The sequence below is a fragment of the Halomonas saccharevitans genome, from assembly GCF_032333995.1.
GTDB classification, from domain to species: Bacteria; Pseudomonadota; Gammaproteobacteria; order Pseudomonadales; family Halomonadaceae; genus Halomonas; species Halomonas saccharevitans.
In genome coordinates, this window is sequence record NZ_JAVXUR010000003.1 from 201847 (window position 1) to 225168 (window position 23322).

22 protein-coding genes are annotated in these 23322 nt (G+C 69.0%); 17 read left to right on the plus strand and 5 right to left on the minus strand.

Features of this window, described 5'->3' with window-relative positions; genetic code table 11:
- The first annotated feature begins 51 nt into the window (after positions 1-51).
- The 5 genes from RSO68_RS08970 to RSO68_RS08990 all read left to right on the plus strand — a co-directional run bounded on the left by RSO68_RS08970 (position 52) and on the right by RSO68_RS08990 (position 4117).
- Positions 52-783: a GntR family transcriptional regulator gene (locus RSO68_RS08970; RefSeq protein ID WP_315586340.1), complete on the plus strand. Its 732-nt coding sequence runs from the start codon at positions 52-54 to the stop codon at positions 781-783.
- Between the two features lie 111 nt (positions 784-894).
- Entirely contained in the window at positions 895-1707 is an 813-nt protein-coding gene (gene modA / locus RSO68_RS08975; RefSeq protein ID WP_315586341.1) for a molybdate ABC transporter substrate-binding protein, read from the plus strand.
- Positions 1707-2375: a molybdate ABC transporter permease subunit gene (modB, locus tag RSO68_RS08980; protein WP_315586342.1), complete on the plus strand. Its 669-nt coding sequence runs from the start codon at positions 1707-1709 to the stop codon at positions 2373-2375. Before modA ends, modB begins: the two co-directional genes overlap by 1 nt.
- Entirely contained in the window at positions 2368-3564 is a 1197-nt protein-coding gene (locus tag RSO68_RS08985) for an ABC transporter ATP-binding protein (protein ID WP_315586343.1), read from the plus strand. Before modB ends, RSO68_RS08985 begins: the two co-directional genes overlap by 8 nt.
- A gap of 10 nt (positions 3565-3574) precedes the next feature.
- Positions 3575-4117 (plus strand): DUF192 domain-containing protein, encoded by a 543-nt coding sequence (locus RSO68_RS08990; protein WP_315586344.1) that lies wholly within the window; start codon positions 3575-3577, stop codon positions 4115-4117.
- Between the two features lie 36 nt (positions 4118-4153).
- Here the strand turns inward: RSO68_RS08990 and RSO68_RS08995 are convergent, their stop codons facing one another.
- On the minus strand, positions 4154-5014 hold the full coding sequence (locus RSO68_RS08995; protein ID WP_089846829.1) for a DMT family transporter: 861 nt from the start codon (positions 5012-5014) through the stop codon (positions 4154-4156).
- Between the two features lie 205 nt (positions 5015-5219).
- Between RSO68_RS08995 and RSO68_RS09000 the strand changes: the two genes are divergently transcribed.
- The 3 genes from RSO68_RS09000 (at position 5220) to RSO68_RS09010 (ending at position 8155) form a co-directional block, all read left to right on the plus strand.
- Positions 5220-6242 (plus strand): DctP family TRAP transporter solute-binding subunit, encoded by a 1023-nt coding sequence (locus RSO68_RS09000; protein ID WP_089846827.1) that lies wholly within the window; start codon positions 5220-5222, stop codon positions 6240-6242.
- 112 nt (positions 6243-6354) lie between these two features.
- Positions 6355-6831, plus strand: a complete 477-nt coding sequence (locus RSO68_RS09005) for a TRAP transporter small permease (protein WP_315586345.1) — start codon at positions 6355-6357, stop codon at positions 6829-6831.
- Positions 6821-8155: a TRAP transporter large permease gene (locus RSO68_RS09010; protein WP_089846823.1), complete on the plus strand. Its 1335-nt coding sequence runs from the start codon at positions 6821-6823 to the stop codon at positions 8153-8155. The genes RSO68_RS09005 and RSO68_RS09010 overlap by 11 nt, the downstream gene beginning before the upstream one ends.
- Positions 8156-8185: 30 nt before the next feature.
- On the opposite strand, the gene RSO68_RS09015 is transcribed toward RSO68_RS09010, so the two are convergent.
- Together RSO68_RS09015 and RSO68_RS09020 are read right to left on the minus strand one after the other, a co-directional pair.
- A complete protein-coding gene (locus tag RSO68_RS09015) occupies positions 8186-8725 on the minus strand; it encodes a macro domain-containing protein (RefSeq protein WP_315586346.1) in 540 nt (179 codons plus the stop codon).
- 30 nt (positions 8726-8755) lie between these two features.
- Positions 8756-9580, minus strand: a complete 825-nt coding sequence (locus RSO68_RS09020) for a carbon-nitrogen hydrolase family protein (protein ID WP_315586347.1) — start codon at positions 9578-9580, stop codon at positions 8756-8758.
- 287 nt (positions 9581-9867) lie between these two features.
- On the opposite strand from RSO68_RS09020, the gene RSO68_RS09025 reads away from it, so the two are divergent.
- The 6 genes from RSO68_RS09025 (at position 9868) to RSO68_RS09050 (ending at position 18054) form a co-directional block, all read left to right on the plus strand.
- Positions 9868-10845, plus strand: coding sequence for a TAXI family TRAP transporter solute-binding subunit (locus tag RSO68_RS09025; RefSeq protein WP_089846815.1), 978 nt, complete (start codon positions 9868-9870; stop codon positions 10843-10845).
- A 125-nt stretch (positions 10846-10970) separates the two neighbouring features.
- The gene (locus RSO68_RS09030) at positions 10971-13565 is read left to right on the plus strand and encodes a TRAP transporter permease (protein ID WP_315586348.1); all 2595 of its coding nucleotides are present in this window, start codon (positions 10971-10973) and stop codon (positions 13563-13565) included.
- Positions 13566-13578: 13 nt separating this feature from the next.
- Entirely contained in the window at positions 13579-14007 is a 429-nt protein-coding gene (locus tag RSO68_RS09035; RefSeq protein ID WP_089846811.1) for a universal stress protein, read from the plus strand.
- 332 nt (positions 14008-14339) lie between these two features.
- Positions 14340-15155 (plus strand): DUF2189 domain-containing protein, encoded by an 816-nt coding sequence (locus tag RSO68_RS09040; RefSeq protein WP_089846809.1) that lies wholly within the window; start codon positions 14340-14342, stop codon positions 15153-15155.
- A gap of 161 nt (positions 15156-15316) precedes the next feature.
- Positions 15317-15880: a molybdopterin-dependent oxidoreductase gene (locus tag RSO68_RS09045; RefSeq protein ID WP_245781440.1), complete on the plus strand. Its 564-nt coding sequence runs from the start codon at positions 15317-15319 to the stop codon at positions 15878-15880.
- A gap of 23 nt (positions 15881-15903) precedes the next feature.
- On the plus strand, positions 15904-18054 hold the full coding sequence (locus RSO68_RS09050) for an ATP-binding protein (RefSeq protein WP_315586349.1): 2151 nt from the start codon (positions 15904-15906) through the stop codon (positions 18052-18054).
- A 61-nt stretch (positions 18055-18115) separates the two neighbouring features.
- Here RSO68_RS09050 and RSO68_RS09055 read toward each other — a convergent pair whose 3' ends face one another.
- Entirely contained in the window at positions 18116-18529 is a 414-nt protein-coding gene (locus RSO68_RS09055; RefSeq protein WP_315586350.1) for a hypothetical protein, read from the minus strand.
- A gap of 351 nt (positions 18530-18880) precedes the next feature.
- Here RSO68_RS09055 and nosP point away from each other — a divergent pair, with 351 nt between their 5' ends.
- Both nosP and RSO68_RS09065 read left to right on the plus strand, forming a co-directional pair.
- Positions 18881-20086 carry a nitric oxide-sensing protein NosP gene (gene nosP / locus RSO68_RS09060; RefSeq protein ID WP_315586351.1) on the plus strand — a complete coding sequence of 402 codons (1206 nt, stop codon included), beginning with the start codon at positions 18881-18883 and terminating at the stop codon, positions 20084-20086.
- On the plus strand, positions 20016-21428 hold the full coding sequence (locus RSO68_RS09065; RefSeq protein ID WP_315586352.1) for an ATP-binding response regulator: 1413 nt from the start codon (positions 20016-20018) through the stop codon (positions 21426-21428). The genes nosP and RSO68_RS09065 overlap by 71 nt, the downstream gene beginning before the upstream one ends.
- Here RSO68_RS09065 and RSO68_RS09070 read toward each other — a convergent pair.
- Positions 21420-22106 carry a response regulator gene (locus RSO68_RS09070; RefSeq protein WP_089846799.1) on the minus strand — a complete coding sequence of 229 codons (687 nt, stop codon included), beginning with the start codon at positions 22104-22106 and terminating at the stop codon, positions 21420-21422. The two genes, RSO68_RS09065 and RSO68_RS09070, sit on opposite strands and share 9 nt — an antisense overlap.
- 154 nt (positions 22107-22260) lie before the next feature.
- On the opposite strand from RSO68_RS09070, the gene adhP reads away from it, so the two are divergent.
- On the plus strand, positions 22261-23289 hold the full coding sequence (gene adhP / locus RSO68_RS09075; RefSeq protein WP_315586353.1) for an alcohol dehydrogenase AdhP: 1029 nt from the start codon (positions 22261-22263) through the stop codon (positions 23287-23289).
- Positions 23290-23322: the final 33 nt, after the last annotated feature.

The following is a 23322-nucleotide window of genomic DNA, read 5'->3' on the forward strand; positions in this document are numbered from 1 at the left end:
ATTCCGGTGACGGGATGAGAAGCTGTCAGCAAACCACCTAGAGGAACGATCATGCACGAGTGGCAGGAGGAGGTGCTGGCGGAGGTCAGGGCCGGGCGTCGCATCAGCGACCGGGACATCGTCGACCAGGTGCGGCGTGCCGTGCTGATGCAGCGCCTGCCGCCGGGCACGCGTCTGCCGGAGGTGACGCTGGGCGAGGTCTTCGGGGTCAGCCGGTCGGTGGTGCGCAAGGCCCTCACCCGGCTCGCCTCGGAGCACGTGGTCGATCAGCGTCCCAACCAGGTGGCGCGGGTGCGGGCGCCGAGCATCGAGGAGACCCGCGAGACCTTCGCCGCCCGGCGCCTGGTCGAGGGCGAGGTGGCCGCGCTGTTGGCCGGCGGTCTCGATGCCGCCTCGACGGCGCGCCTCGAGCAGGAGGTCGAGCGCGAAGTCGCGGCCCACCAGCGCGGCGACGAGCCGGCGCGCATCGAGCACTCCCTGGCCATTCACCACCTGCTGGCCGACCAGTCGCCGAATCGCGTGCTGGGCGCGATGCTCACCGACCTGATCCTGCGCACCTCCATCGTGATCGCCCTCTACAAGCGGCCGAGCCTCGGCTCCTGCTACCTCGAGGGGGATCACACCTCGCTGCTGGCCGCCCTCCGGCAGGGCGAGGGCGAGGCCGCCCGGGGCGCCATCCTGGAGCACCTGGAGAGCCTCGAGGCGCTCCTCGACCTGAGCGCCCGGGAGACCCGCATCGACCTGATGGCGATCCTCGGGCAGGCCGACGAGGCGCAGGCCTGATCCGACCTTGATGCGCATCAAGGCGGGTAGCGCCCCGGCGCCGCCCGCCTTGTTCCATTCGCGGACCTGGCCGACAATGCGGGCTCGTTGACTCGGGTTCGGGATCTCTTCATGACCGCTGTGCTCCGCCTCGCCCTGGCCGCCTGGCTGCTGGCGATCGCCTCTCCGGCGATCGCGGGGCCGGCCACCGTGGCCGCCGCCTCCTCGCTGCAATTCGCCTTCCCCGAGCTGATCGAGCGCTTTCGTGCCCAGGGCGGCGCGCCGGTGCGCATCAACTACGGCGCCTCCGGCAACTTCCGGCGGCAGATCGCCCAGGGCGCGCCCTTCGAGCTCTTCCTCTCGGCGGACGAACAGAGCGTGCTGGCCCTCGACGAGGAAGGCTTCACCGAGGATGCCGGGGTGGTCTACGCGGTCGGCCGTCTGGCCTGGATCCAGCCCCCCGGGCGCGGCGCGCTGCCGAGCGAGGAGGACGCGCTCTCCGCCGTCGAGTCGGCCATCGCCACGCACCGCGCGGGGGAGGGCCGCCCGCGGCTGGCCCTGGCCAACCCGGAGCACGCCCCCTACGGCATCGCCGCCCGCCAGGCGCTCCAGCAGGCCGGACTGTGGGAGGCCTCTGCGCCGCTTCGCGTGATGGGCGAGAACGTCTCCCAGGCCGCGCGCTTCGCCCTGGCCGACGAGGCCCGCGGCGGCCTGGTGGCCTACTCGCTGGCCCTGGCCCCTACGCTTGCCGAGCGGGCCGAGGTCGTGCTGATCCCCGACGACCGGCACGCGCCGCTGCGCCAGCGCATGGCGCTGATGCCCGACGCCGGCGCGTCGGCCCGCGCCCTCTACGCCTGGCTGCAGGGCAAGGAGGCGCGCGAGATCCTGGCGCGCTTCGGCTTCCAGCCGCCGACCCTGCCCCAGGCCCCGGCGGACGCATCCTGATGGACTGGACGGCGCTCTCGGTCTCGCTGCGCCTGTCGGCCCTGACCTGCCTGCTGCTGCTGCCGGTGGGGCTGTGGCTGGGACGCGCCCTGGCGCTGTCGCGCTTTCGCGGCCGCGCGCTTTGCGAGGCGCTGGTGGCGCTGCCGCTGGTGATGCCGCCCACGGTGCTGGGGTTCTACCTGATGCAGGCGTTCGGGGTGCAGGCGCCGTTCGGCGCCTTCTGGCAATCGCTGACCGGCGGCGGGCTCAACTTCACCTTCACCGGCATCCTGCTCGCCTCGCTGGTCGCCAACCTGCCCTTCGCCGTGCAGCCGATCCAGCGCGCCTTCGAGACGATCCCCCCCAACCTGCGCGAGGCGGCCTGGTGCAGCGGCCTCTCGCCGAGCCAGACGCTCTGGCGCATCGAGCTGCCGCTGGTGTGGCCGGGGCTGGTCTCGGCCCTGGCGCTGACCTTCGCCCACACCCTCGGCGAGTTCGGAGTGATCCTGATGGTCGGCGGCGCCATCGAGGGCGAGACGCGTACCCTGGCCATCGCCATCTACGATCGGGTCCAGGCCTTCGACGAGTCCGGCGCCGCGGTGATGTCGGCCATGCTGCTGCTGGTCTCCTTCCTGACCATCGGCGTGGTCTATGGGCTCGCCGGGCGACGCAGGTGGCGCCGTGGCTGAGTCGAATCGAGGCGTTCGGTCCGAGGCGAACGGCCAGCTGAATCGGCCCGGGCTGGCGGTCAGCCTGCACCAGCCCGGGCCGATCCCGCTGGCCGCCGACTTCCACTGCGAGGCCGGGGAACTGCTGGCCCTGGTGGGGCCCTCGGGCAGCGGCAAGACCACCCTGCTGCGCGCCATCGCCGGGCTCTACCGGCCGGCGGGCGGCGTCATTCGCTGCGCCGGCGAGACCTGGTTCGATGCAGCGGCAGGGCGCTCGCTGCGCCCCCAGCAGCGCCGGGTGGGGCTGGTGTTCCAGGACTATGCGCTCTTCCCGCACCTGACGGCGCGGGGCAACGTCATGGTCGCGCTGGATCACCTGCCCGCCGCCGAACGGCGCCTCGCCGCCGAGCAGTGGCTCGCCCGGGTACGTCTCGATGGGCTCGCCGATCGCCATCCCGCGGCGCTCTCCGGCGGCCAGCGTCAGCGCGTCGCCCTGGCTCGGGCGCTGGCGCGCAACCCGCGGGTGCTGCTGCTCGACGAACCCTTCTCGGCGGTGGACCAGGTCACCCGGCGGCGGCTGCAGAGAGAGCTGGCCCTGCTGCGTGACGAGATTCGCATCCCCATCGTGCTGGTCACCCACGACCTGGACGAGGCCGCTGCCCTGGCCGATCGGCTCTGCGTGCTGCATGCCGGCCGCAGCCTGCAGCAGGCGCCGGCCGAGGCGCTCTTCCGCTGGCCCGCGAGCCCCGCGGTGGCGCGGCTTCTCGATCGCCACAATGTCTTCGCGGGCCGCGTGGCGGACGACGCGTCCGGTCGCTGGCTGCAGTGGGGGCCCTGGCGGCTGGAGGTGGCGAGTGGCCTCGAGCGGCTGTCGCCGGGGCAGCGGGTCAGCTGGTACCTGCCGCCGTCGGACGTAGTGCTGCACCGCCGCGGCCGTCCCTCTCGGGGAGAGCGTGAGAACCCCGTTCAGGGCCGAGTGGTGGAGATGGCGGTGCTGGGTGGCATTACCTTCGTGGCGCTGGCCTTCGATCACTGCGACGATACCCTGCGCTTCGAACTGCCCACCCATGCGGCGCGTCGCAACGGCCTGGCTCAGGGCGAGCGGGTGAGCGTCTCGCTGCTCGCCGCCGGGATCCACCTGATGCCCGGCGCCCGGCCCGTCGATGACGAGCCCGTCGATATCGAACCCGCCGATCTTTCCGGCCGCTGAGGAGACCTCAATGAATGCCACCCGCCGCCAGCTCCTGCTGGGCCTGGCCCTGCTGCCCGCGGCCGGCCTGCTGCCGCGTCCGCTGCTCGCCGCCGACCCCGATGCTGCCCCATCCCTTGAGAGCGTGCCGCTGGTCATCCACGCCGCCCAGGGGCCGCAGCGCCTCGAGGTGGAGGTGGCGCGAAGCATCCGCGAGCGCAGCCGCGGCCTGATGGAGCGCGACCACCTCGACGAGGGGGCCGGCATGCTCTTCCTCTACGATCGGCGCCAGCCCTCGCGCAACGGCTTCTGGATGTATCGCACGCGGATCCCGCTGGACATCGCCTTCATCGATGAGGCCGGCCGTATCGCCGAGATCCACCAGATGGCGCCCTGCACCGCTGGCGCGCCCGGCGACTGCCCGGTGACTCGTCCCGGCGTGCCCTACCGCGCGGCCCTGGAGGTCAACGCCGGCGCCTTCGCGGCGATGGGCGTGGCGGCGGGGGACTGCGTCAGCTGGCCGGGCGGCGGCGGGCTCTGTGCGGGCCGGGCCTCCGAATCGTCCGCCCCCTGAACACGTCGCCGGCGCCCTGGTCGGGTCACTCCTCGATCAGGATGCCGGGCGGCGCGGTCCGAAGCGCAGCGTGATCAGCGCCAGTCCCGCGAGGACCAAACCGCCCCCGGCCAGCTTGTTGATACCCAGACTATCGCCCAGCAGCCAGGCCCCCAGCAGCACCGCTCCCACCGGCATCAGCAGCGTCAGCGGCGTGACCCGGCTCACCGGGTGGCGGCGCAGTAGCCCGTACCAGAGGCCGTAGGCCAGGATGGAGGACATCACCGCGGTGTAGAACACCGCGCCCCAGCCGGCCCATCCGGCCGCCTGGATGGCCTGCCACTGGCCCTGCTCGAACCACCAGGACCCCAGCGCCACCTGAGGCGTGGCGAACAGCGCCACCCAGCCGGCCAGCGCCATGGGCGAGACCTTGGGGCCCTGCTTGATCAGCAACTGCGAGATGGCCCAGCCCAGGGCGCTTAACAGCAGCAGGGCGGTGGGCAGCGGCGAGGGCAGGGTAGGGCCGCCGGCCAGTACCGCGACCCCGGCGAAGGAGAGCGCCAGGCCGGCCAGGCGACGCGGCCCCAGGCGCTCCTTGAGGAACACCACGGCGAGCAGGGTCGCGAAGGGCGTGCCCATCTGCACCAGCAGCGCGCCGGTGCCCGCCTCGGCTTGACCGAGCCCGATGAACAGCAGGGCGAAGTGCAGCGAACCGAAGGTCACCGAGAGCAGCGCCAGGAAGGGCAGCTGGTGACGCGCCACCGGGTGGAACGGCACCAGCAGTACCGCCACCAGGGCGAAGCGCAGCGTGGTCAGCAGCAGCGGGGGAAGCTCGGCCACCCCCAGCTTGATGACGATGATGTTCAGCGCCCAGATGACGATGACGGCGAGGCCCAGGGCCAGGTCACGGAGCGGCACGGTGTCTCCTCGGGGGAATGAGCGCAAAGCCTGACAGCATAGCAACTTCGTTGAATCCGGGGACAGCCGGCGGGCTTCGTGTCCCTTGCATGACGCTTGGATGACAGGGCATCTTGAGGCTCGCGGCGTCGATGACGCCCTGACAACAACGATGCCGGGGAGGCCACCGCTGGGCTCCCCGCGCCCAACACCGCAAGGACACGCCATGCCTTCATCATGCCCCGCACGCAGAGTGGCCGCCGCCCTGGCCGGCGTCCTGCTCGTCAGCGCTTCCCTCGCCATCTCCTCGTCCGTCGAGGCCCGCGAGCTCTCCGTCTCCACCGTGCTCTCCGACGCCTTCCCCTGGGGACAGGCCGCCGAGAAGTGGGCCGAGCGGGTCGCCGAGCGCTCCGGCGGCGAGCTGACCCTGCGGGTCTATCCCAACTCCCAGCTGGTCAGCGGCGACCAGACTCGCGAGTTCTCGGCCATGCGCTCAGGACTGATCGACGCGGCCGTGGGCTCGACCATCAACTGGTCGCCCCAGGTACCGGAACTGAACCTCTTCTCGCTGCCCTTCTTCATGCCCGACGTCGAGTCGGTCGATGCCGTCACCGGCGGTGCGGCCGGCGAGATGGTCTTCGAGGCCATCGCGTCGCGCGGCGTGGTGCCGCTGGCCTGGGGCGAGAACGGCTTTCGCCAGCTCTCCAACTCCCAGGGGCCCATCGACGAGCCGGCCGACCTCGAGGGCCTGAAGATCCGCGTGGTGGGCTCGCCGCTGTTCCAGGACACCTTCACGGCGCTGGGCGCCAACCCCACCCAGATGAGCTGGGCCGATGCCAAGCCGGCGTTGACCACCGGCGCGGTCGACGGCCAGGAGAACCCGCTGTCGGTGTTCGACGTGGCGCGCATCGACCAGGTGGGGCAGGAACACCTGACCCTGTGGAACTACATGAACGATCCGCTGGTGTTCGCGGTGAACCGTCAGGTGTGGGAGTCGCTCAGCGAGCAGGAGCGCACTATCCTGCGCGAATCTGCCGAGGAGGCCGGTGCCTGGGAGATCGCCATGACCCGCGAGGAGGAGCCGGCGCGGCTGGCGGCGATCCAGGAGCGCGGCGTCACGGTCACCGAGCTCGACGAGGCACAGCACCAGGCCTTCGTCGAGGCGACCGAGGCGGTCCACGACGAGTGGGTGCCGCGCATCGGCGAGGCGATCGTCGAGGCCGCCCGGAGCGACATGCAGCCGGACTGACCTCCTGGTACTCCATCCCATCGGCGCCTCTTGTTGGCCCTTCTCATCGTCCCTTCTCATCGGCCCCATGCGGGGCCGATCCCGTATCGACTCCTCTGATAGCGCGACCCCCATGAAACGTCCCGACGCAAGACTCGAACGCCTGCTGGCGACCCTGGCGATCCTGATCATCAGCCTGATCAGCCTGGCCAACGTGGTGGTGCGCTACCTCACCGGCGGCTCCTTCGCCTTCACCGAGGAGTTCTCGGTGTTCCTGCTGGTGGTGCTGACCTTCGCCGGCGCCTCGGTGGCCCTGCGCCACCACCGCCATATCCGCATCGGCCTGCTGGAGCGCGCCCTGCCGGCGGCGCCGCGCCGCGTCCTGATCCTCTTCCAGGGAGCCTGCGGCCTGACCGTACTGGGGCTGATCACCTGGTTCGGCGCCCGGATGACCTGGCAGGAGGTCCAGTGGGGCTCGCTCTCACCGGGGCTCGGCCTGCCGCAGTGGTGGTACCTGGCCTGGCTGCCGCTGCTCTCGGCGCTGATGATGCTGCGCCAGGTGCAGCAGACTTGGGATCGCCTGCGCGGGAGGCTCGAGGATGACGCCTGATCTGTGGATGCTGCTGGCCTTCGCGGGCCTGCTGATCGCCGGGGTGCCGGTGGCCTTCTCGCTGGGGCTGTCCGGGGCCGTGGGCATCCTCGCCGGCCTTTCGCCCGCCATGCTGGCCACGCTGGGCACTAACACCTACAACGGCGTGGCCAAGTACCCGCTGATCGCCATCCCGCTGTTCATCCTCACGGGCCTGATCTTCGAGCGGGCCGGGGTGGCGGCGCGGCTGGTGCGCTTCGCCCAGGCGCTGATCGGCCCGCGCCACGGAGGCCTGGCCGTGGTGGCGGTGCTGGTCTGCATGATCATGGGCGGGATGAGCGGCTCGGGTCCCGCCGATGCCGCGGCGGTGGCCATGGTGATGCTGCCGAGCATGACCAAGGCCGGCTATCCCAAGCCCTTCTCGGCCACGCTGATCGCCGCCTCGGCTTCCACGGCGATCCTGATCCCGCCCTCGGTGGCGCTGATCCTCTACTCCATCGTGGTGCCGGGGGTCGACCTGCGGGCGCTGTTCGCGGCGGGGCTCTTCCCCGGCATCCTGGCCGGGCTGGCCCTGCTCGGGCCGGCGGTGCTGGTCTCGCGCCGCTACCGTTGGGAAGGGAATGGCTGGGAAGGGAGTGGTGGAGAAGGCGGCAGCCAGGAGCGGGCGGCGGCACGCCCGCAGGTGGGGGAGAGCTTCCGGCAGGCGCTGCCGGCGCTCTTCGCCCCGGTGCTGATCCTCGGCGGGTTGCGCAGCGGGCTCTTCACGCCCACCGAGGCGGCCGTGGTGGCGGTGACCTACGGCGCCTTGGTCGGCCTCTTCCTGACCCGCGAGATGCGCTGGCGGGATCTCTGGGAGCTGCTCGGCGAGGCGGCGGTGATCTCCGGCGTGGTGATGCTGATCATCGCCCTGGCCGGCATCTTCGCCTGGGCCGGCACCATGCTCGGCACCTTCCGTCACCTGGCGGAGTGGATCGTCGGGCTCACCGACAACGGCACGCTGCTGCTGGTGCTGATCATGCTGGCGGTGCTGCTGGCCGGCATGGTGCTCGACGCCATCTCGATCTACCTGATCATGATGCCGATCCTGATCCCGGTGATGCAGCACTTCGACTGGAACCCGGTGTGGTTCGGCATTCTGCTGGCGATGAACATCGCCATCGGCCAGTTCACCCCGCCGGTGGCGGTGAACCTGATGGTGACCACCGAGGTGGCGAAGATCCGCCTGGAGCAGACCGTGGGCTGGGCGCTGCTGTTCGTGGCGGCCATGGCGGCCGCCCTGGCGCTGGTGGCGCTGTTCCCCGCCATCGCCCTGTGGCTGCCCGGGGTGCTGGGCTACAACGTCTAGGCCCGGGTCGCGTAGCAGGGGCCGCGGCGCTCAGCCGTCGTGCGGGGCCTGGCCATCCTGCAGGGTGGCCAGGGTGCGCCGATGCAGGTCCCGGCTGGTGGCGTCGAAGAGCACGAAGCGCACGCGCTCGATGCCGGGGCAGCGGGGCAGGGTGGTGAGCACCGTCGAGATCGCGATGCGCGCCGCCTCGGCCGGCGGATAGCCGAAGGCCCCGGCGGAGAGGGCCGGGAAGGCGATCGAGCGGACCCCGTGGCGCTCGGCAAGCTCCAGGGCATGGCGGTAGCAGGCCGCGAGCAATTCGTCGGCGGGTTCGTCGACGCCATAGACCGGCCCCAGGCAGTGGATCACGCGACGGTTGGGCAGCGCGAAGGCCCCGGTGATCACCGCCTGGCCGGGGCGGATCGGCGCCAGCGGCCGGCACGCCTCGGCGAGTTCGGGGCCGGCGGCCCGGTGCAGGGCGCCGGCCACGCCGCCGCCGCTGCGCAGCTGGGCGTTGGCGGCATTGACCACGGTATCGATATCGTCCTGGCGGGCGATATCGCCCTGTTGGCATTCGATGCGCTCGGTCATGGCGGGGCTCCTTCGTTGCCTGGCCTCTTCTCAGTCTGGTGTCCACAGCGGCAGGGCATCAAGGTCCGCCCGACGGTCCTTGCCCAGCGGCAGGCGGCGGCGCGCCTCGCGAAGCGCCGCCTTGTCCAGGGTAAGTCGCTGCCACTCCTCGCCGGTGCCGAAGGTAAGGGCGGGGTGGTCGTCGTCGACCAGCGGCGGGCAGAACAGCGACCGGCCCCACTCGGCGCCGGCGCGATTCAGGCTCAGCCAGTAGAGCTGGTTCTCCATGGCGCGGGTGGCGACGAAGGCGTGCCAGCTGGCGAAGCTGAAGTCGCGGGTGAAGGCGACCGGATGCAGGATCAGCTCGACCCCCTCGGTGGCCAGGCGCCGCGCCAGCTCCGGGAAGCGCAGGTCGTAGCAGATGACCACGCCGACCCGCCAGCCGGCGATCTCGGTGACCAGCAGCTGCTCGCCGGGCGAGAAGTGGGCCGCCTCGCCCGAGGCTCCGAACTGGGCGCAGTGGAGCTTGTCGTAGACGCCGGCCAGGCGGCCGTCGGGGCCGACCAGCACCTGGCTGATATGGCGGCGGCCGCCCGCGCGGCGCGCCATGCCGAAGGCGATGGCGGTGCCCAGTTCCCGGGCCAGCTCGGCGAAGGCCTGGACCACCGGGCCGCCGAGATCGTCATCCAGCGCCGCGAGGCAGTCGAAGGCGTCGTCGCTGTATTCCTGGGCGGCGAGCTCGGGCAGCACGATCAGATCCGGCACGCCATCATCACAGGCCGCGTGCATACGCTCCGCCAACCGGCTCAGGTGACTGAGCTGGTCGGCGCGACAACGCGTCGTCGGAATGCTGATCTGACCGGCGAGTATCTGCATGGTGTCTCCTGTGGCGAGGCCTGGCATTCGGGATCCAGGCCACTGCTTTTCGATCCTCATCTCAGTCTATTCGTGAGAACGTCTCGCCGCCGCTACGTGGACAGCGCCGCGAAAAATTAACGCTCGCGTGATCTACGCTGTGTCTAGACTCCCCCGTAAGCAAAAAGGCCTCATCATACGACCGCTTTTTTCGCTAAAGTAGGGGGGAGCGGCTAAGAGCCGTTGGCGGTTCAGGATCGGGACCGCCACTACACGGAATCCGTTTTCACAACACAAGAGGTGTGTTCATGAAACGTCATGCTTTCTCCGCCGCTGCCTTTTCCGGCGCGCTGCTGGGAGCCGCGATGTTTGCATCGCCGGCCATGGCCCAGGACGAGAAGTTCATCACCATCGGTACCGGTGGTCAGACCGGCGTCTACTACGTGGTTGGCCAGTCCGTCTGCCGCCTGGTGAACCGTCTGGAAGACGCGAACATCAAGTGCAACGCCCCCTCCACCGGCGGTTCGGTGGCCAACGTCAACGGCATCAAGTCCGGCGAGCTGGACATGGGCGTGGTGCAGTCCGACGTTCAGTACCAGGCCTACAACGGCACCGGCAACTTCGAGGGTGATGCCTACGAAGAGCTGCGCGCCGTCTTCCGCGTCCACGGCGAGCCGCTGACCATGCTGGCCCGCGCCGATGCCGGCATCGAGGGCCTCGACGACCTGGAAGGCAAGCGCGTCAACATCGGCAACCCGGGCTCCGGCCAGCGCAACACCATGGAAGTTGTCATGGATGCCAAGGGCTGGACCATGGATACCTTCTCCCTGGCCTCCCAGCTGGACGCCGCCGAGCAGGCCGCGGCCCTGTCCGACAACAACATCGACGCCATGGTCTATGTGGTCGGTCACCCCAACGGTTCCCTGCAGGAAGCCACCACCACCGTCGATGCGCGTCTCGTCCCGCTGGATGGGCCGGCCATCGAGCAGATCGTCGAGGAGCATCCCTACTACTCCATGTCGGTCATCCCCGGCGGCCTCTACAAGGGCAACCCGGACGACGTGCCCACCTTCGGCGTGGCGGCCACCTTCGTGACCGACAGCAACACCGACGACGAGGTGGTCTACCAGACGGTCAAGGCGATCTTCGACAATTTCGATCGCTTCAAGCGTCTGCACCCTGCCTTCGAGAACCTCGATCCGCAGGAGATGGTCAGCTCCGGTTTGTCGGCGCCGCTGCACGAGGGTGCCGCACGCTACTATCGCGAGCAGGGCTGGATCGAGTGATCTTCGGCATCTGAGATCACCTCATCCAGGTGTTGAGTGCGCGGTCATCCCCAGAGGTGGCCGCGCACTCTGGTTCTGACGAATGATTACCAGTGTCAATCGATAACTTAGAGCAGGGCTCGCTTATGACCGAGGACAAGATGAGGTCTCCGGGTGACGAGGTCGACCTGGAGGATATGGTCGCCTCTACCGACTCGGGGGCGCGCAAGCCGGCCGGAATGCCGGGCAAGTTGCTGGTCAGCATCGCCGCGGTGTGGTCGCTCTTCCAGCTGTGGATCGCCTCGCCGATCCCCTTCATGCTGGGCTTCGGGGTCTTCAATGCCACCGAGGCCCGATCGATTCATCTGGCATTCGCCCTCTTCCTGGCCTATATGGCCTACCCGGCGCTGCAACGCTCGCCGCGAGACCGCATTCCCATCCAGGATTGGGTGCTGGCGGCGGTCGCGGCCTTCTGCGGCGCCTATATGTTCATGTTCTACGAACAGCTGGCCCAGCGTCCCGGTGCGCCCATCCTGCAGGATGTGATCATCGGGGTGATCGGCATCCTGCTGCTGCTCGAGGCGACGCGTCGCGCCCTCGGACCGCCGTTGATGATCGTGGCCATGGTGTTTCTCGTCTACAGCCTCGCCGGTCCCTGGATGCCGGGCATTCTGGCTCACGGCGGGGTTAGCCTGTTCGGCCTGGTCAACCATCAGTGGCTGACCACCCAGGGGGTCTTCGGCATCGCCCTGGGGGTCTCGACCAGCTTCGTCTTCCTGTTCGTGCTGTTCGGCGCCCTGCTCGACAAGGCGGGCGCGGGTAACTACTTCATCAAGGTCGCCTTCTCGCTGCTCGGCCACTACAAGGGCGGGCCCGCCAAGGCCGCCGTGGTGGCCTCCGGTATGACCGGCCTGATCTCCGGCTCCTCGATCGCCAACGTGGTGACCACGGGCACCTTTACCGTGCCGATGATGAAGCGCGTCGGCTTCCCCGCCGAGAAGGCGGGCGCGGTGGAGGTGGCCTCCTCGGTCAACGGCCAGATCATGCCGCCGGTGATGGGGGCCGCGGCCTTCCTGATGGTCGAGTACGTCGGCATCTCCTATGTTGATGTCATCAAGCACGCCTTCCTGCCGGCGCTGATCTCCTACATCGCGCTGATCTATATCGTGCACCTCGAGGCCCTGAAGGCCAACATGCAGGGCCTGCAGAGCAGCAATCCGCCCAAGCCCCTGGTGCGCAAGGTGATCGGCTTCCTCGGCGGCCTGCTGCTGATGATGATCACGGCCCTGGTGGTCTATTACGGCCTGGGCTGGATCAAGCCCTTGATGGGCGATGCCACCCCCTGGTTGGTGGCCGTGGTCCTGACGGCGGTGTACGTAGGGCTCTTGAAGCTGGCCTCCGGCTACCCCGAGCTCGAGCTCGACGATCCCAATGAACCGGTCTATACCCTGCCGCAGACGCGCCCCACGGTGATGGTCGGCCTGCAGTACATCCTGCCGGTCGTCGTGCTGATCTGGTGCCTGATGGTAGAGCGCCTCTCGCCGGGGCTGTCGGCCTTCTGGGCCACGGTGCTGATGGTCTTCATCATGATCACCCAGCGCCCGATCACCTCGATCTTCCGCGGCCGTAGCGACATGGCGAAGGATGTCCGCGAGGGGCTGCTGGATCTGTGGAGCGGGCTGGTGACCGGTGCGCGCAACATGATCGGCATCGGCATCGCCACGGCCACCGCTGGCATCATCGTCGGCGCCGTCTCCCAGACCGGCGTGGGCCTGGTGCTGGCCGACGTGGTCGAGGTGCTCTCCATGGGTAATCTCATGCTGATCCTGCTGCTCACCGCGGTGCTCAGCCTGATCCTCGGCATGGGTCTGCCCACCACCGCCAACTACATCGTGGTCTCGGCGCTGCTGGCCCCGGTGATCGTCCAGCTGGGCGAGCAGAATGGCCTGCTGGTGCCGCTGATCGCGGTGCACCTGTTCGTGTTCTACTTCGGCATCATGGCCGACGTGACACCACCGGTGGGCCTGGCCTCCTTCGCCGCGGCGGCGGTGTCGGGCGGTGACCCCATCCGCACCGGTTTCCAGGCCTTCTACTACAGCCTGCGGACCGCGGCGCTGCCGTTCCTGTTCATCTTCAACACCGATCTGCTGCTGATCGATGTCTCCTGGCTGCAGGGGATCCTGATCTTCGTGGTGGCCACGGTGGCGATGCTGATCTTCGCGGCGGCCACCCAGGGCTTCATGGTGACGCGTAGCCGCTGGTACGAGTCGATCCTGCTGCTGCTGGTGGCCTTCACGCTGTTCCGGCCGGGGTTCTGGATGGACATGATCCACGATCCCTACCAGGACATCCCTCCAGCGCAGTTCGTCGAGACGCTGGGTAGCGTCAGCGATGACACCACCCTGCGGCTGCAGATAGCGGGTCTGGACGCCTACGGTGATCCCATGACCACCTACATGACGCTGGCGGTGCCGGAGGGCGAGACCGGCGAGGAACGCCTTGAGAACCTGGGGCTGGAACTGTTCATCGACGATGAGAAGGCGGTAGTCGACATGGTCGCCTACGGCAGTCAGGCCGCCGACATGGGCTTCGACTTCGATCAGGAGATTATCCAGGTCCTGGCTCCGGTGGATCGCTGGACCAAGGAGTGGATGTGGATTCCCGCCTTCCTGGTGTTCGGCCTGGTCCTGATGCTGCAACGGCGGCGGCGTGGTCGCGACGCCGCCCTGGCTCAAGCCTGAAGGAGGCGCAACCATGTACCAGAAGATCATGTTGCCGGTGGATCTCAACGAGGAGGCGTCATGGGAGAAGGCGCTGCCCACGGCCCTGTCGCTGTGCCAGAGCTTCGGTGCCTCGCTGCACGTGGTGACGGTGCTGCCCGACTACCGCATGCCGCTGGTGGGCTCCTACTTCCCCAAGAACTTCGCCGCGAAGGCGCACAAGGCGGTCTCCGAGGCCCAGCACGAGTTCATTCGTGAGCACGTGCCGGAGGACATCACCGTCCAGAGCGTGATCGTCGATGGCTCGCCATGGGAGGCGATCATCAAGGCGGGGAAGCAGCTCGAGATCGACCTGATCGTCATGGCCTCCCACAACAAGCGCAAGTTCGTCGACTACGTGCTCGGCCCAAATGCCGAGCATGTCGTGCATCACTCGAAGGTGTCGGTGATGATCGTGCGCTGAGTGGGCGCCATGCCGCTTGCGATGCCGTCGTTATTGATGGCATCGCAATCAAGGCAACGCGCAGCATCCCGCGAACGCCTCCCTCAAGGGAGGCGTTCGCGTAAGGGGGCGTCGCGCGGGTGGTGACTCCGGGCAAGACAGCTGGACTCGCGCTCTCGTGAGGATACGGTGCGTTGAGGGGCGCGTATCCGCGAGTTCTGCGTCAACGGCGGTCGTCGTCTATATTAATTAGGCGTTAAGTGATGACGGGCGCCTGTCGGCTACGCGTCGAGATGCGCCCCGAACCGGCCCGGCAGAACCGGGACACCAAAGGCGGAAACAGGGGTGTGACCATGAATGCGGCAACCAGAGAGCAGGACAAGACTGCTGCGCCCAATGTCAGGATCAACATCCGGTCAGTGGATATGGACAAGCCACGTGCCTGGTTGGCGGCGGGCTTCGAGGATTTTCGCCAGGCCACCTCGGTCAGCCTTGCCTACGGCATGTTCTGGGTGGGGCTGAGTATCGCCATCACCGCCGGCGCCTTCACGCTGGGGCTGTGGCACTGGTTGCTGCCGCTGATTGCCGGGTTCATGTTCCTCGGACCGCTGGTGGCGGTGGGATCCTACGGCATCAGCCGGGCGATCGAGGCGGGCCGCGTTCCCAACCTCGGTGATGCCTTCGGCGCCTGGAAGGGGCACGCCGGACAGCTGGCGATGATGGGCGTGATGATGATGATCTTCTTTCTCGCCTGGATTCGCCTGGCCACGCTGCTGTTTGCGCTGTTCTTCGGCCTCGAGGCACCCAATCCCGAGACGCTCTATTCCTCGCTGTTGACCACCCCCGACGGCCTGATCATGCTGGCGGTGGGTACCGCGATTGGCGGCGTGCTGGCCTTCGGCGCCTTCACTATCAGCGTGGTGGCGATCCCCACCCTGATGGATCAGGACCTCACCTTCATGGAGGGCATCGAGGCCAGCATCCGATCGGTGGCCAAGAACTTCCGGCCGATGCTGCTGTGGGCGGCCATCCTCACCGGCTGCGTGCTGGTCGGGGTCATGACCTTCTATATCGGCCTGGCCCTGATCCTGCCGGTACTGGGCCATGCCAGCTGGCACGCCTACGAAGACCTGGTGCGCATCGAACCGCTCGAGAAACTGGAAAGCTGAGTCGATATTCGTCGCCGGAGGTAGTGGCATCGGTGGCATGACATGCATCCAGACAGGAGGGGCGCCTTGGCGCCCTTCCTGCTTTGTGGCTCGCCACGTCCTGACCTCGGACGCCGAGTGACGTACTCTGTGCCGGTCTTCTTGTCTCAGGAATCCCGCTCATGTCGACCGGATCCATCGTTCGCCGGCTGGCACCGCTGCTGTGGCTGCTGTTCGCGCTGCCTCACGCCCAGGCTCACCCCCACGATCGGGACCACCCGTCATCGTCAGATCAAGCCCAGCCGGCGTCCCTGCCCGAGCCCACCGGCAGGGTGATCCTGACCCTCAGCGGTGATATCGCCCGTTCCAACGTGGGTGACGAGGCGCACTTCGATCGCGCCATGCTCGAGGCCCTGCCGTCGCGGATCATCGAGACCCGTACGCCCTGGCATAGCGACAAGGGGCGCTTTGAGGGGCCCCTGGTCCGGGCTCTGCTCGAGGCCGTCGGTGCCGACGGCGACTCCCTGCAAATCCGGGCCCTCAACGACTTCGAGGCGCAGGCCCCGCTGTCCGACTTCTACGCTCACGACGTGATCCTCGCCATGTCCCGCGACGGCGAGCCGCTGGGCATCCGCGACTATGGCCCGCTGTTCGTCGTCTATCCCTTCGATGCGCATCCTGAGCTCTTGACCGAGGCGGTGCGCTTCCGCTCGGTCTGGCACGTCGAACGGATCATCGTGCCCTGAGGGGCCCCGGGCGAGGAGGCCTGATGCCGCACTACCCCCTGCGTCTCAAGCTGGGCGCCATCGCCGCCCTGCTGTTCTTCGCCGCCGCCCTGGTGGTGGTTGGCCTGGTTGCCTGGCGCCAGCACGCCCTCTCCGAGAGCGTGGGCGGCAATGCCGTCTGGCACGCCTACAAGCTCGATCGGGACACCGTGGAGCTGCGCAGCTTCATGGCCCGCCCCAATCCGGCTGCAAGGCGGCCGCTGCTGGCCATGCGCATCCGTCTGGAGCTGCTCTACAGTCGCCTCAACCTGCTGAAGGAGGGTGACATCACCCGGCTGCTCGCCGAGATCGACATCGCCGGAGAGCTGGTGGCGCAGGTCGAGTCGCATCTCGACGCCATGGATGCGCAGTTGCGCCGCCTGGAGAGCCTCGACGGTGATGCCCGGAGCAACCTGATCTCGCGACTGGGGATCCTGGGGGGCGTCACCGAGCGATTGATCATCGCCATCAATGGCCATCTGGCCGAGGCCACCACCGGCGAACGACACGCGCTGCAGACGCTCTACGTCGTGCTGCTGCTGCTGATCCTCGCGATGAGCCTGGCGGCATCGCTGGTAGTGGTCTTCCTGTTCCGCGAGTCTCGCGACAACGCCGCCGCCCGACGCGAACTGGAGACCCTGAGCCGCGAGCTCGAGGTCACCGCGCAGCGCGCCGAGTCGTCGAGTCGCGCCAAGTCGGAGTTCCTGGCGACCGTCAGCCACGAGATCCGTACCCCGCTCAACGGCGTGATCGGCATGAGCGACCTGCTGCAGGATCAGCCGCTGCCCGTGAAGGCGCGTCACTTCGCCGACACCATTCACGACAGCGCTCAGCGGCTGCTCGAGCTGATCAACGATATCCTGGATTTCTCCAAGATCGAGGCCCAGCGCCTCGAGTTCGAGGCACGCCCCTTCGACCTGGACGAGCTGATCGACGGGGCGGTCGCGCTGTTCGTGCCGCGAGCCCAGGCGCGGGGGCTGCACCTAAAGTGTGAGCTGGATCCTCGGCTGCCGACGCGCCTCGTGGGCGATGCCGGCCGCCTGCGCCAGGTGCTGCTCAATCTGCTCTCCAATGCCATCAAGTTCACCGAGCAGGGAGAGGTCCGGCTGGGCGTTCGCGCCCTGGGTGAGGGGCCGGTGCTTTTCGAGGTCGTCGACACGGGCATCGGCATTGCTCCCGAGAGCCAGCATCAGCTGTTCGAGCCCTTCCAGCAGGGCGATCCTTCCACCGCGCGCCGCTTCGGCGGCACCGGGCTGGGGCTTGTCATCAGCAAGCGCCTGATCGAAGCGCAGGGCGGACGACTCGCCTTCGAGAGTGAGCCGGGCCGAGGCAGCCGCTTCTGGTTCGTGTTGACGCTGCCGGAGGCGACGGCCGATGAGATCGCGGCCGACGTGGATGTGCCCGCCGCGCAGGGGGGGCTGGCCGACGCCCGGCTGCTGGTGGTCGAGGACGACCCGGTCAACCAGCAGGTAGCCCGCGCCATGCTCGAGCGCCTGGGCTGTCGGGTCAGCGTCGCCGAGGCCGCGGACGTGGCGCTTGCCTGGGCGGCTCGTGAGCACTTCGATCTGATCTTCATGGATGTGCAGCTGCCCGGCATGGATGGGCTGGAGGCGACCCGGCGGCTGCGCGCCCGGGGCGGCTGGTCGGCCGAGGTGCCGGTCGTGGCCATGACCGCCGGCGGGCCGAGCGGCGATCAGGCGCGCTGCCTGGCCGCCGGCATGAACGGCTACCTGACCAAGCCGCTCTTCCAGCAGGCCCTGGTGGCACTGCTGCAGCGCTATCTACCGCGCGGCGCATCGCCTCCCGCGGTCGAGTTGCCCCTCGAGGAGGCGGCGCTGTCGTCGCTGGAGGAGAGCCTGGGTCGGCAGGGGCTGACGGCGCTGATCACCCTCTATCGGCAACAGGCGGCGGAGCACCTGGCAGGACTCGAACAGGCCCTGGCCGACGGGGACGCCCGCCAGGTCGAGTATCTCGCCCACCGGCTCAAGGGGGAGTCCTCGAGCCTGGGGGCATCGCGGCTCGCCGGCCTGGCCGGCCAAGTGGAACGGCTCGGTGCGCAGGAGCGTCTCGACGAGGTCGCCGTCATCGTAAGCGCGCTGCATCGCTGCCTGGCCATGACGCTGGTGGCGCTGGAGGCCTGGTCGCCAGCCGACTGAAGCGGGCCCGGGACGAGTTGAGCCGAGCCGAGTCGTAGCGTCGAGGCCGCTTCGTGGCGTGTCAGGTGCCCACGGCCGCACGCTGGGTCTGATCCCGAACCTCCTCGAGGAGCCGGCATTCGTGACGCTTGCCGTCGACGAACCGCGCGAGCAGGGCATCGAGTCTCGTCAGCTGGCAGTGCCTTGCCATCAGCTCGCTGAACTGCAGCGAGTGCTGGGCGAAGGCCAGGGCGTAGCTGAGGGTCTGGGAGGCCATGGCGTCGTCGCTGATGAACAGGTGCAGCCGGTACTGCTCTGCGAGGACCCGGCGCCGGGCCAGGGTCGCCGGCAGGCAGTGACGCCGCTGCAGCTGCTCGGCGAGGGTCTCCAGGGCGCCCAGGCGTTGCTCGCACTCGATGCCCAGGGTGGCCATCAGGCGGCTGACGTGGGGGCGGGTCGGCAGGAAGCTCAGGGCCAGGCCACGGTAGCGTTCCATCTCGCGCGACTCGTGATCGTACGTAAGCGACAGCGGCTGATCGGCTGGGCTGGGACGAGCGTGCATCTCGGGCGGGCAGGCAGGCATGGGCATCTCCGTTTTTGTCATCCGGGCCTCTTCCGGGCACCGTTTAACTAAGGTAGACGCACGGGGTTCTCTCCCTCCTTGATGTCGGTCAATTTCGGTCGCGGATCAGCAGAAAGTACCAGGCCGCCACTGCTCCCCGCGACGCGATGAATCAGCACCACGGCCCGGCATTGTCGCCCCCGGCCCCGGGGCATACACTGCCCGAAACCCGACAGGCAGGCCGATATGCGCGAACCTTTCCCCGCCAGCCCTGGGCTCGCTGGCATGGCAGTCGAGGGCGCGGTAGACGATGGCACGGCCGACGAGGGGCCGGCAGACGAGAGCGTGCCGCTGTACACGGCCGTGAGCCAGCGGGGCGATCCCCGTGCCGCGGCGCGGGAGCTGGCCGATGCGCTGTGCCACCCCGAGCTCGGCTTCGTGCTGTTCTTCTGCAGCGCCGAGTATCCCCTGGCGGCGCTCTCCGAGGCCTTAAACGCGGCCTTCGCCGGCGTGCCGGTGGCGGGCTGCACCACCGCCGGGGAGATCGCACCCGAGGGCTACGGACGCGGCTGCATCGTCGCCATCGGCCTCGACCGGCGCCACTTCGCGGTCTCCTGCGCGCTAGTCGATGACCTGGGAGGCTTCGATCTGATGCGCGCCCAGCGCCTGGTCGATGGCCTGCTCGACGACTGTCGCGATCGCGCCCTGGCGCCACTGGCCGAGCACAGCTTCGCCCTGACGCTGCTCGACGGCCTCTCCAGCTGCGAGGAGCAGGTGCTGGCGACCCTGGATGCCGCCCTGGGGCGCATCCCCAGCTTCGGCGGCTCCGCCGGTGACGATAATCGCCTGGCCCATACCCATGTGCATGCCGAGGGCCGCTTCCACGGCCAGGCCGCGGTGGTGGTGCTGATCAACACCCGGCTGCCCTTCGAGGTCTTCACCACTCACCACCTGCGCCCGCGCGGCGAAAAGCTGGTGGTCACCCGGGCCGATCGCGAGCGCCGCCGGGTGCTGGAGCTCAACGCCCTGCCGGCCGCCGAGGAGTATGCCCGGCTGGTGGGCCTGCCGGTCGCGGCCCTGGGTGCCGCGGTCTTCGCCCGCCATCCCCTGGCGGTGCGGCTCGGTGAGGCGTACTTCGTGCGCGCCATCCAGCGAGTCAACGACGATGGCAGCCTCAGTTTCTACTGCGCCGTGGAGAACGGCATCGTGCTCACCGCCATGCGCCCGGCGCCCCTGCTCGAGGATCTCGAGGCGGTCTTCGATGGGCTCACCGAGCGGCTTGGCGACCCGGCGCTGATCATCGCCTGCGACTGCTTCCTGCGTCGGCTGGAGCTGGAAACGCTGGAGCGCGTGGACGCGGCCTCGCGGCTGATGGCGCGCTCGCGGGTGATCGGCTTCAACTCCTATGGGGAGCAGCATCATGGCATGCACATCAACCAGACCTTCACCGGGGTCGCCATTGGATCTCGACCGGCCGCGGGCGATTCCTGAAGACGCCTCCCCCCGCGAGCGGGAACTGCTTGAGGAAAACGCGCGCCTGCGCCGGATCGCCGCCGCGCTGATGGAGCGGGTGGAATCCGTGGGGGTGGCGGGCGCCGCACCCTATGCGGCCTTCGAGCATGCCGTGCTGCTCGCCGAGCAGGTCCGCGAGCGCACCGAGGCCCTGCAGCAGACCCTGGCCGAGCTGCATGCCGCCAAGGCCGAAGCCGAGGCGGCCAACCTCTCCAAGACGCGCTTCCTGGCCGCGGTCAGCCACGACCTGATGCAGCCGCTGAATGCCGCTCGGCTGTTCACCAGCGCCCTGGAGGATCACGACCTGCCCGCCGCGTCGACTCGCCTGGTGGGGCATGTCGGCCGCTCGCTCACGGACGTGGAGGCGTTGCTCGGCACCCTGGTGGATATCTCACGGCTCGACGCCGGCGTGCTCGAGCCGGACATCGCCCCGTTCCCCGTCGCCCGGCTGCTCGACGTGCTGGCCGAGGAGTTTCGTCATATGGCCGCGGCCCGGGGGCTCGCGCTGCACTACGTCGGCAGCGAGGCGATCATCGCCTCGGACCTGGCGCTGCTGGCGCGGGTGGTGCGTAACTTCCTGACCAATGCCATTCGCTACACCGAGCATGGCCGGATCCTGCTGGGCTGCCGTCGCCGCCCCGACGGTCTCGAGATCCTGGTGGGCGATACCGGACCCGGCATTCCCGAGGCGCAGCGCGAGGCGATCTTCCAGGAGTTCCAGCGCCTGGGCGAGCGCCGCGACGCGGAGGATCGCGGCCTGGGGCTAGGCCTGGCGATCGTCGATCGCATCGCCGGGATCCTCGACCATCCCCTGCGCCTGGCCTCGGTGCCGGGGCGCGGCTCGCTGTTTGCGGTGCGCGTGCCCTTCGGCCGGCTGCCGTCATCGCCGGCGCGCGCCCCGGCCTCGGCGCCGGCCTGGGAGGGCGACGTCCTGGCGGGCATGCGGGTCTGGGTCGTCGACGACGACCCCGAGATCTGCGAGGGGATGGCGGCACTGCTCGCCGGCTGGGGCTGTGGGGTGCGCACCGCCACCTGTCTGGCCGACCTGGACACCGCTCTGGAGACCCAAGCCCCCGGCGAGGTCGCCGAGGTGCTGCTGGTCGACTATCACCTGGGGGAGGGCGACCCCGATGGCCTCTCGGTGGCCGCGCGGCTGCGCGAGCGCCAGCCCGGGCTGGCGGTGGTGGTGATCACCGCCAATCATGACGCCTCGATCAAGAGCCTGACCCGCCAGCTGGGCTACGGCTGCCTGCTCAAACCCGTGAAGCCGCTGCGGCTGCGCATGCAGCTGGTCGGACTGCGAGGCGGTGGCTCAGTGTGACGGGGCGTGGCGCTCGGCCAGCAGCGCCTCGAGATCGAGGGCGCCGGCGGCGAGTATTGCCTGGACGCGGCCCGAGACGTGAAGCTTGCGCAGGATCGCCGAGACGTGGGTCTTCACCGTGGTCTCTGCGATATCCAGTTCGCGGGCGATCACCTTGTTGGAGGCGCCTCGGGAGAGGCGGATCAGCACTTCGAGCTGCTTGTCGGTGAGCTCGGCCAGGCGCTGGGCGTTCCGTGGCCCCTCCTCGTCTGCAGGCGGCCGAGCAGGGGCAGCCGGAGCACAGCGCATGACGTCCGCCGGCAGGTAGAGCTGGCCCTCCAGCAGGCGGGTCAGGGCCGCCTGCAGTTCATGGCGCGGCGTCGACTTCGGGATATAGCCCACCGCACCGAGATCGATGGCCTCGAGCACGGTGCGCCGTTCCTGGTCGGCGGAGAGGATCGCCACCGGCAGCGCGGGATACGCCTCGCGCAGCGCCCGCAGTCCTTCGAGCCCGCTGGCATCGGGCAGGCCGAGATCCAGCAGCACCAGGTCGAGGTCTGCATGCTCCCCGGCTCGCTGCAGGGCGTGGGCCAGGCTCTCGGCCTCCAGCAGTCGGCTGTCGGGCAGCCCGGCGGCGATCACCGCGCCGATGGCCTCGCGAAACAGCGGATGGTCATCGGCGACCATCAGGGTGTGCATGGCAATCCTCCTGGCATCGTCTCGCCTCCTACCGAAGGGGGAGGCGCTCTCCTGCCACCGCAGTATGTCCCACAAGGCCCCGCTGACCAAGACTGGGGAGTAGGTCGCGATCCCTACCTTCGCGCGACCCTTGAAAAGGCAAAGGAGATTCGAGATGGACGCAACGATGAAAGCCGCCGTGGTGCGCAAGTTCGGCGAACCGCTGACCATCGAGGAGGTCCCGACGCCTCGGCCGAAGCGCGGGGAGATTCTGGTCAAGGTGGCGGCCTCGGGGGTTTGCCACACCGACCTGCACGCCGTCCACGGTGACTGGCCGGTCAAGCCCGAGCCGCCGTTCATTCCCGGCCATGAGGGCGTGGGGCACATCGTGGCCGTGGGCGAGGGGGTCAGCCACGTCAAGGAGGGCGATCGCGTCGGGGTGCCCTGGCTCTACTCCGCCTGCGGCCATTGCGAGCACTGCCTGGGCGGCTGGGAAACCCTCTGCGAGTCGCAGCAGAACACCGGCTACTCGGTCAATGGCGGCTTCGCCGACTACACCCTGGCGGACGCCGGCTACGTGGGGCGCTTGCCCGACAACGTCGACTTCCTCGAGATCGCCCCGGTGCTGTGTGCCGGCGTCACGGTCTACAAGGGGCTGAAGATGACCGACACCCGCCCCGGCCAGTGGGTGGTGATCTCCGGCATCGGTGGGCTTGGTCACATGGCCGTGCAGTACGCCAGGGCGATGGGGCTCAACGTGGCGGCCGTCGACATCGACGACGCCAAGCTGGCGCTCGCGGAGCGGCTGGGCGCCTCGGTGACGGTCAACGCCATGCAGACCGACCCGGCGACCTACATCAAGAAGGCGATCGGCGGGGCCCACGGGGCGCTGGTCACGGCGGTCTCGCCCAAGGCCTTCGACCAGGCCCAGGGCATGCTGCGCCGGGGCGGCACCCTGGTGCTCAACGGCCTGCCGCCGGGGGACTTCCCGCTGCCGATCTTCGGCACCGTGCTCAACGGCCTGACCATCCGCGGCTCCATCGTCGGCACTCGCCAGGACCTGCAGGAGTCGCTGGACTTCGCCGGCGAGGGCAAGGTCAAGGCCACGGTGGCCACCGACCGGCTTGAGAACATCAACGATGTCTTCCAGCGCATGATCGAGGGCCGAATCGAAGGGCGCGTGGTGCTCGACATGACGTCGTGAGGCGCCACCGGTAACGCTCATCAAGGCGCGATC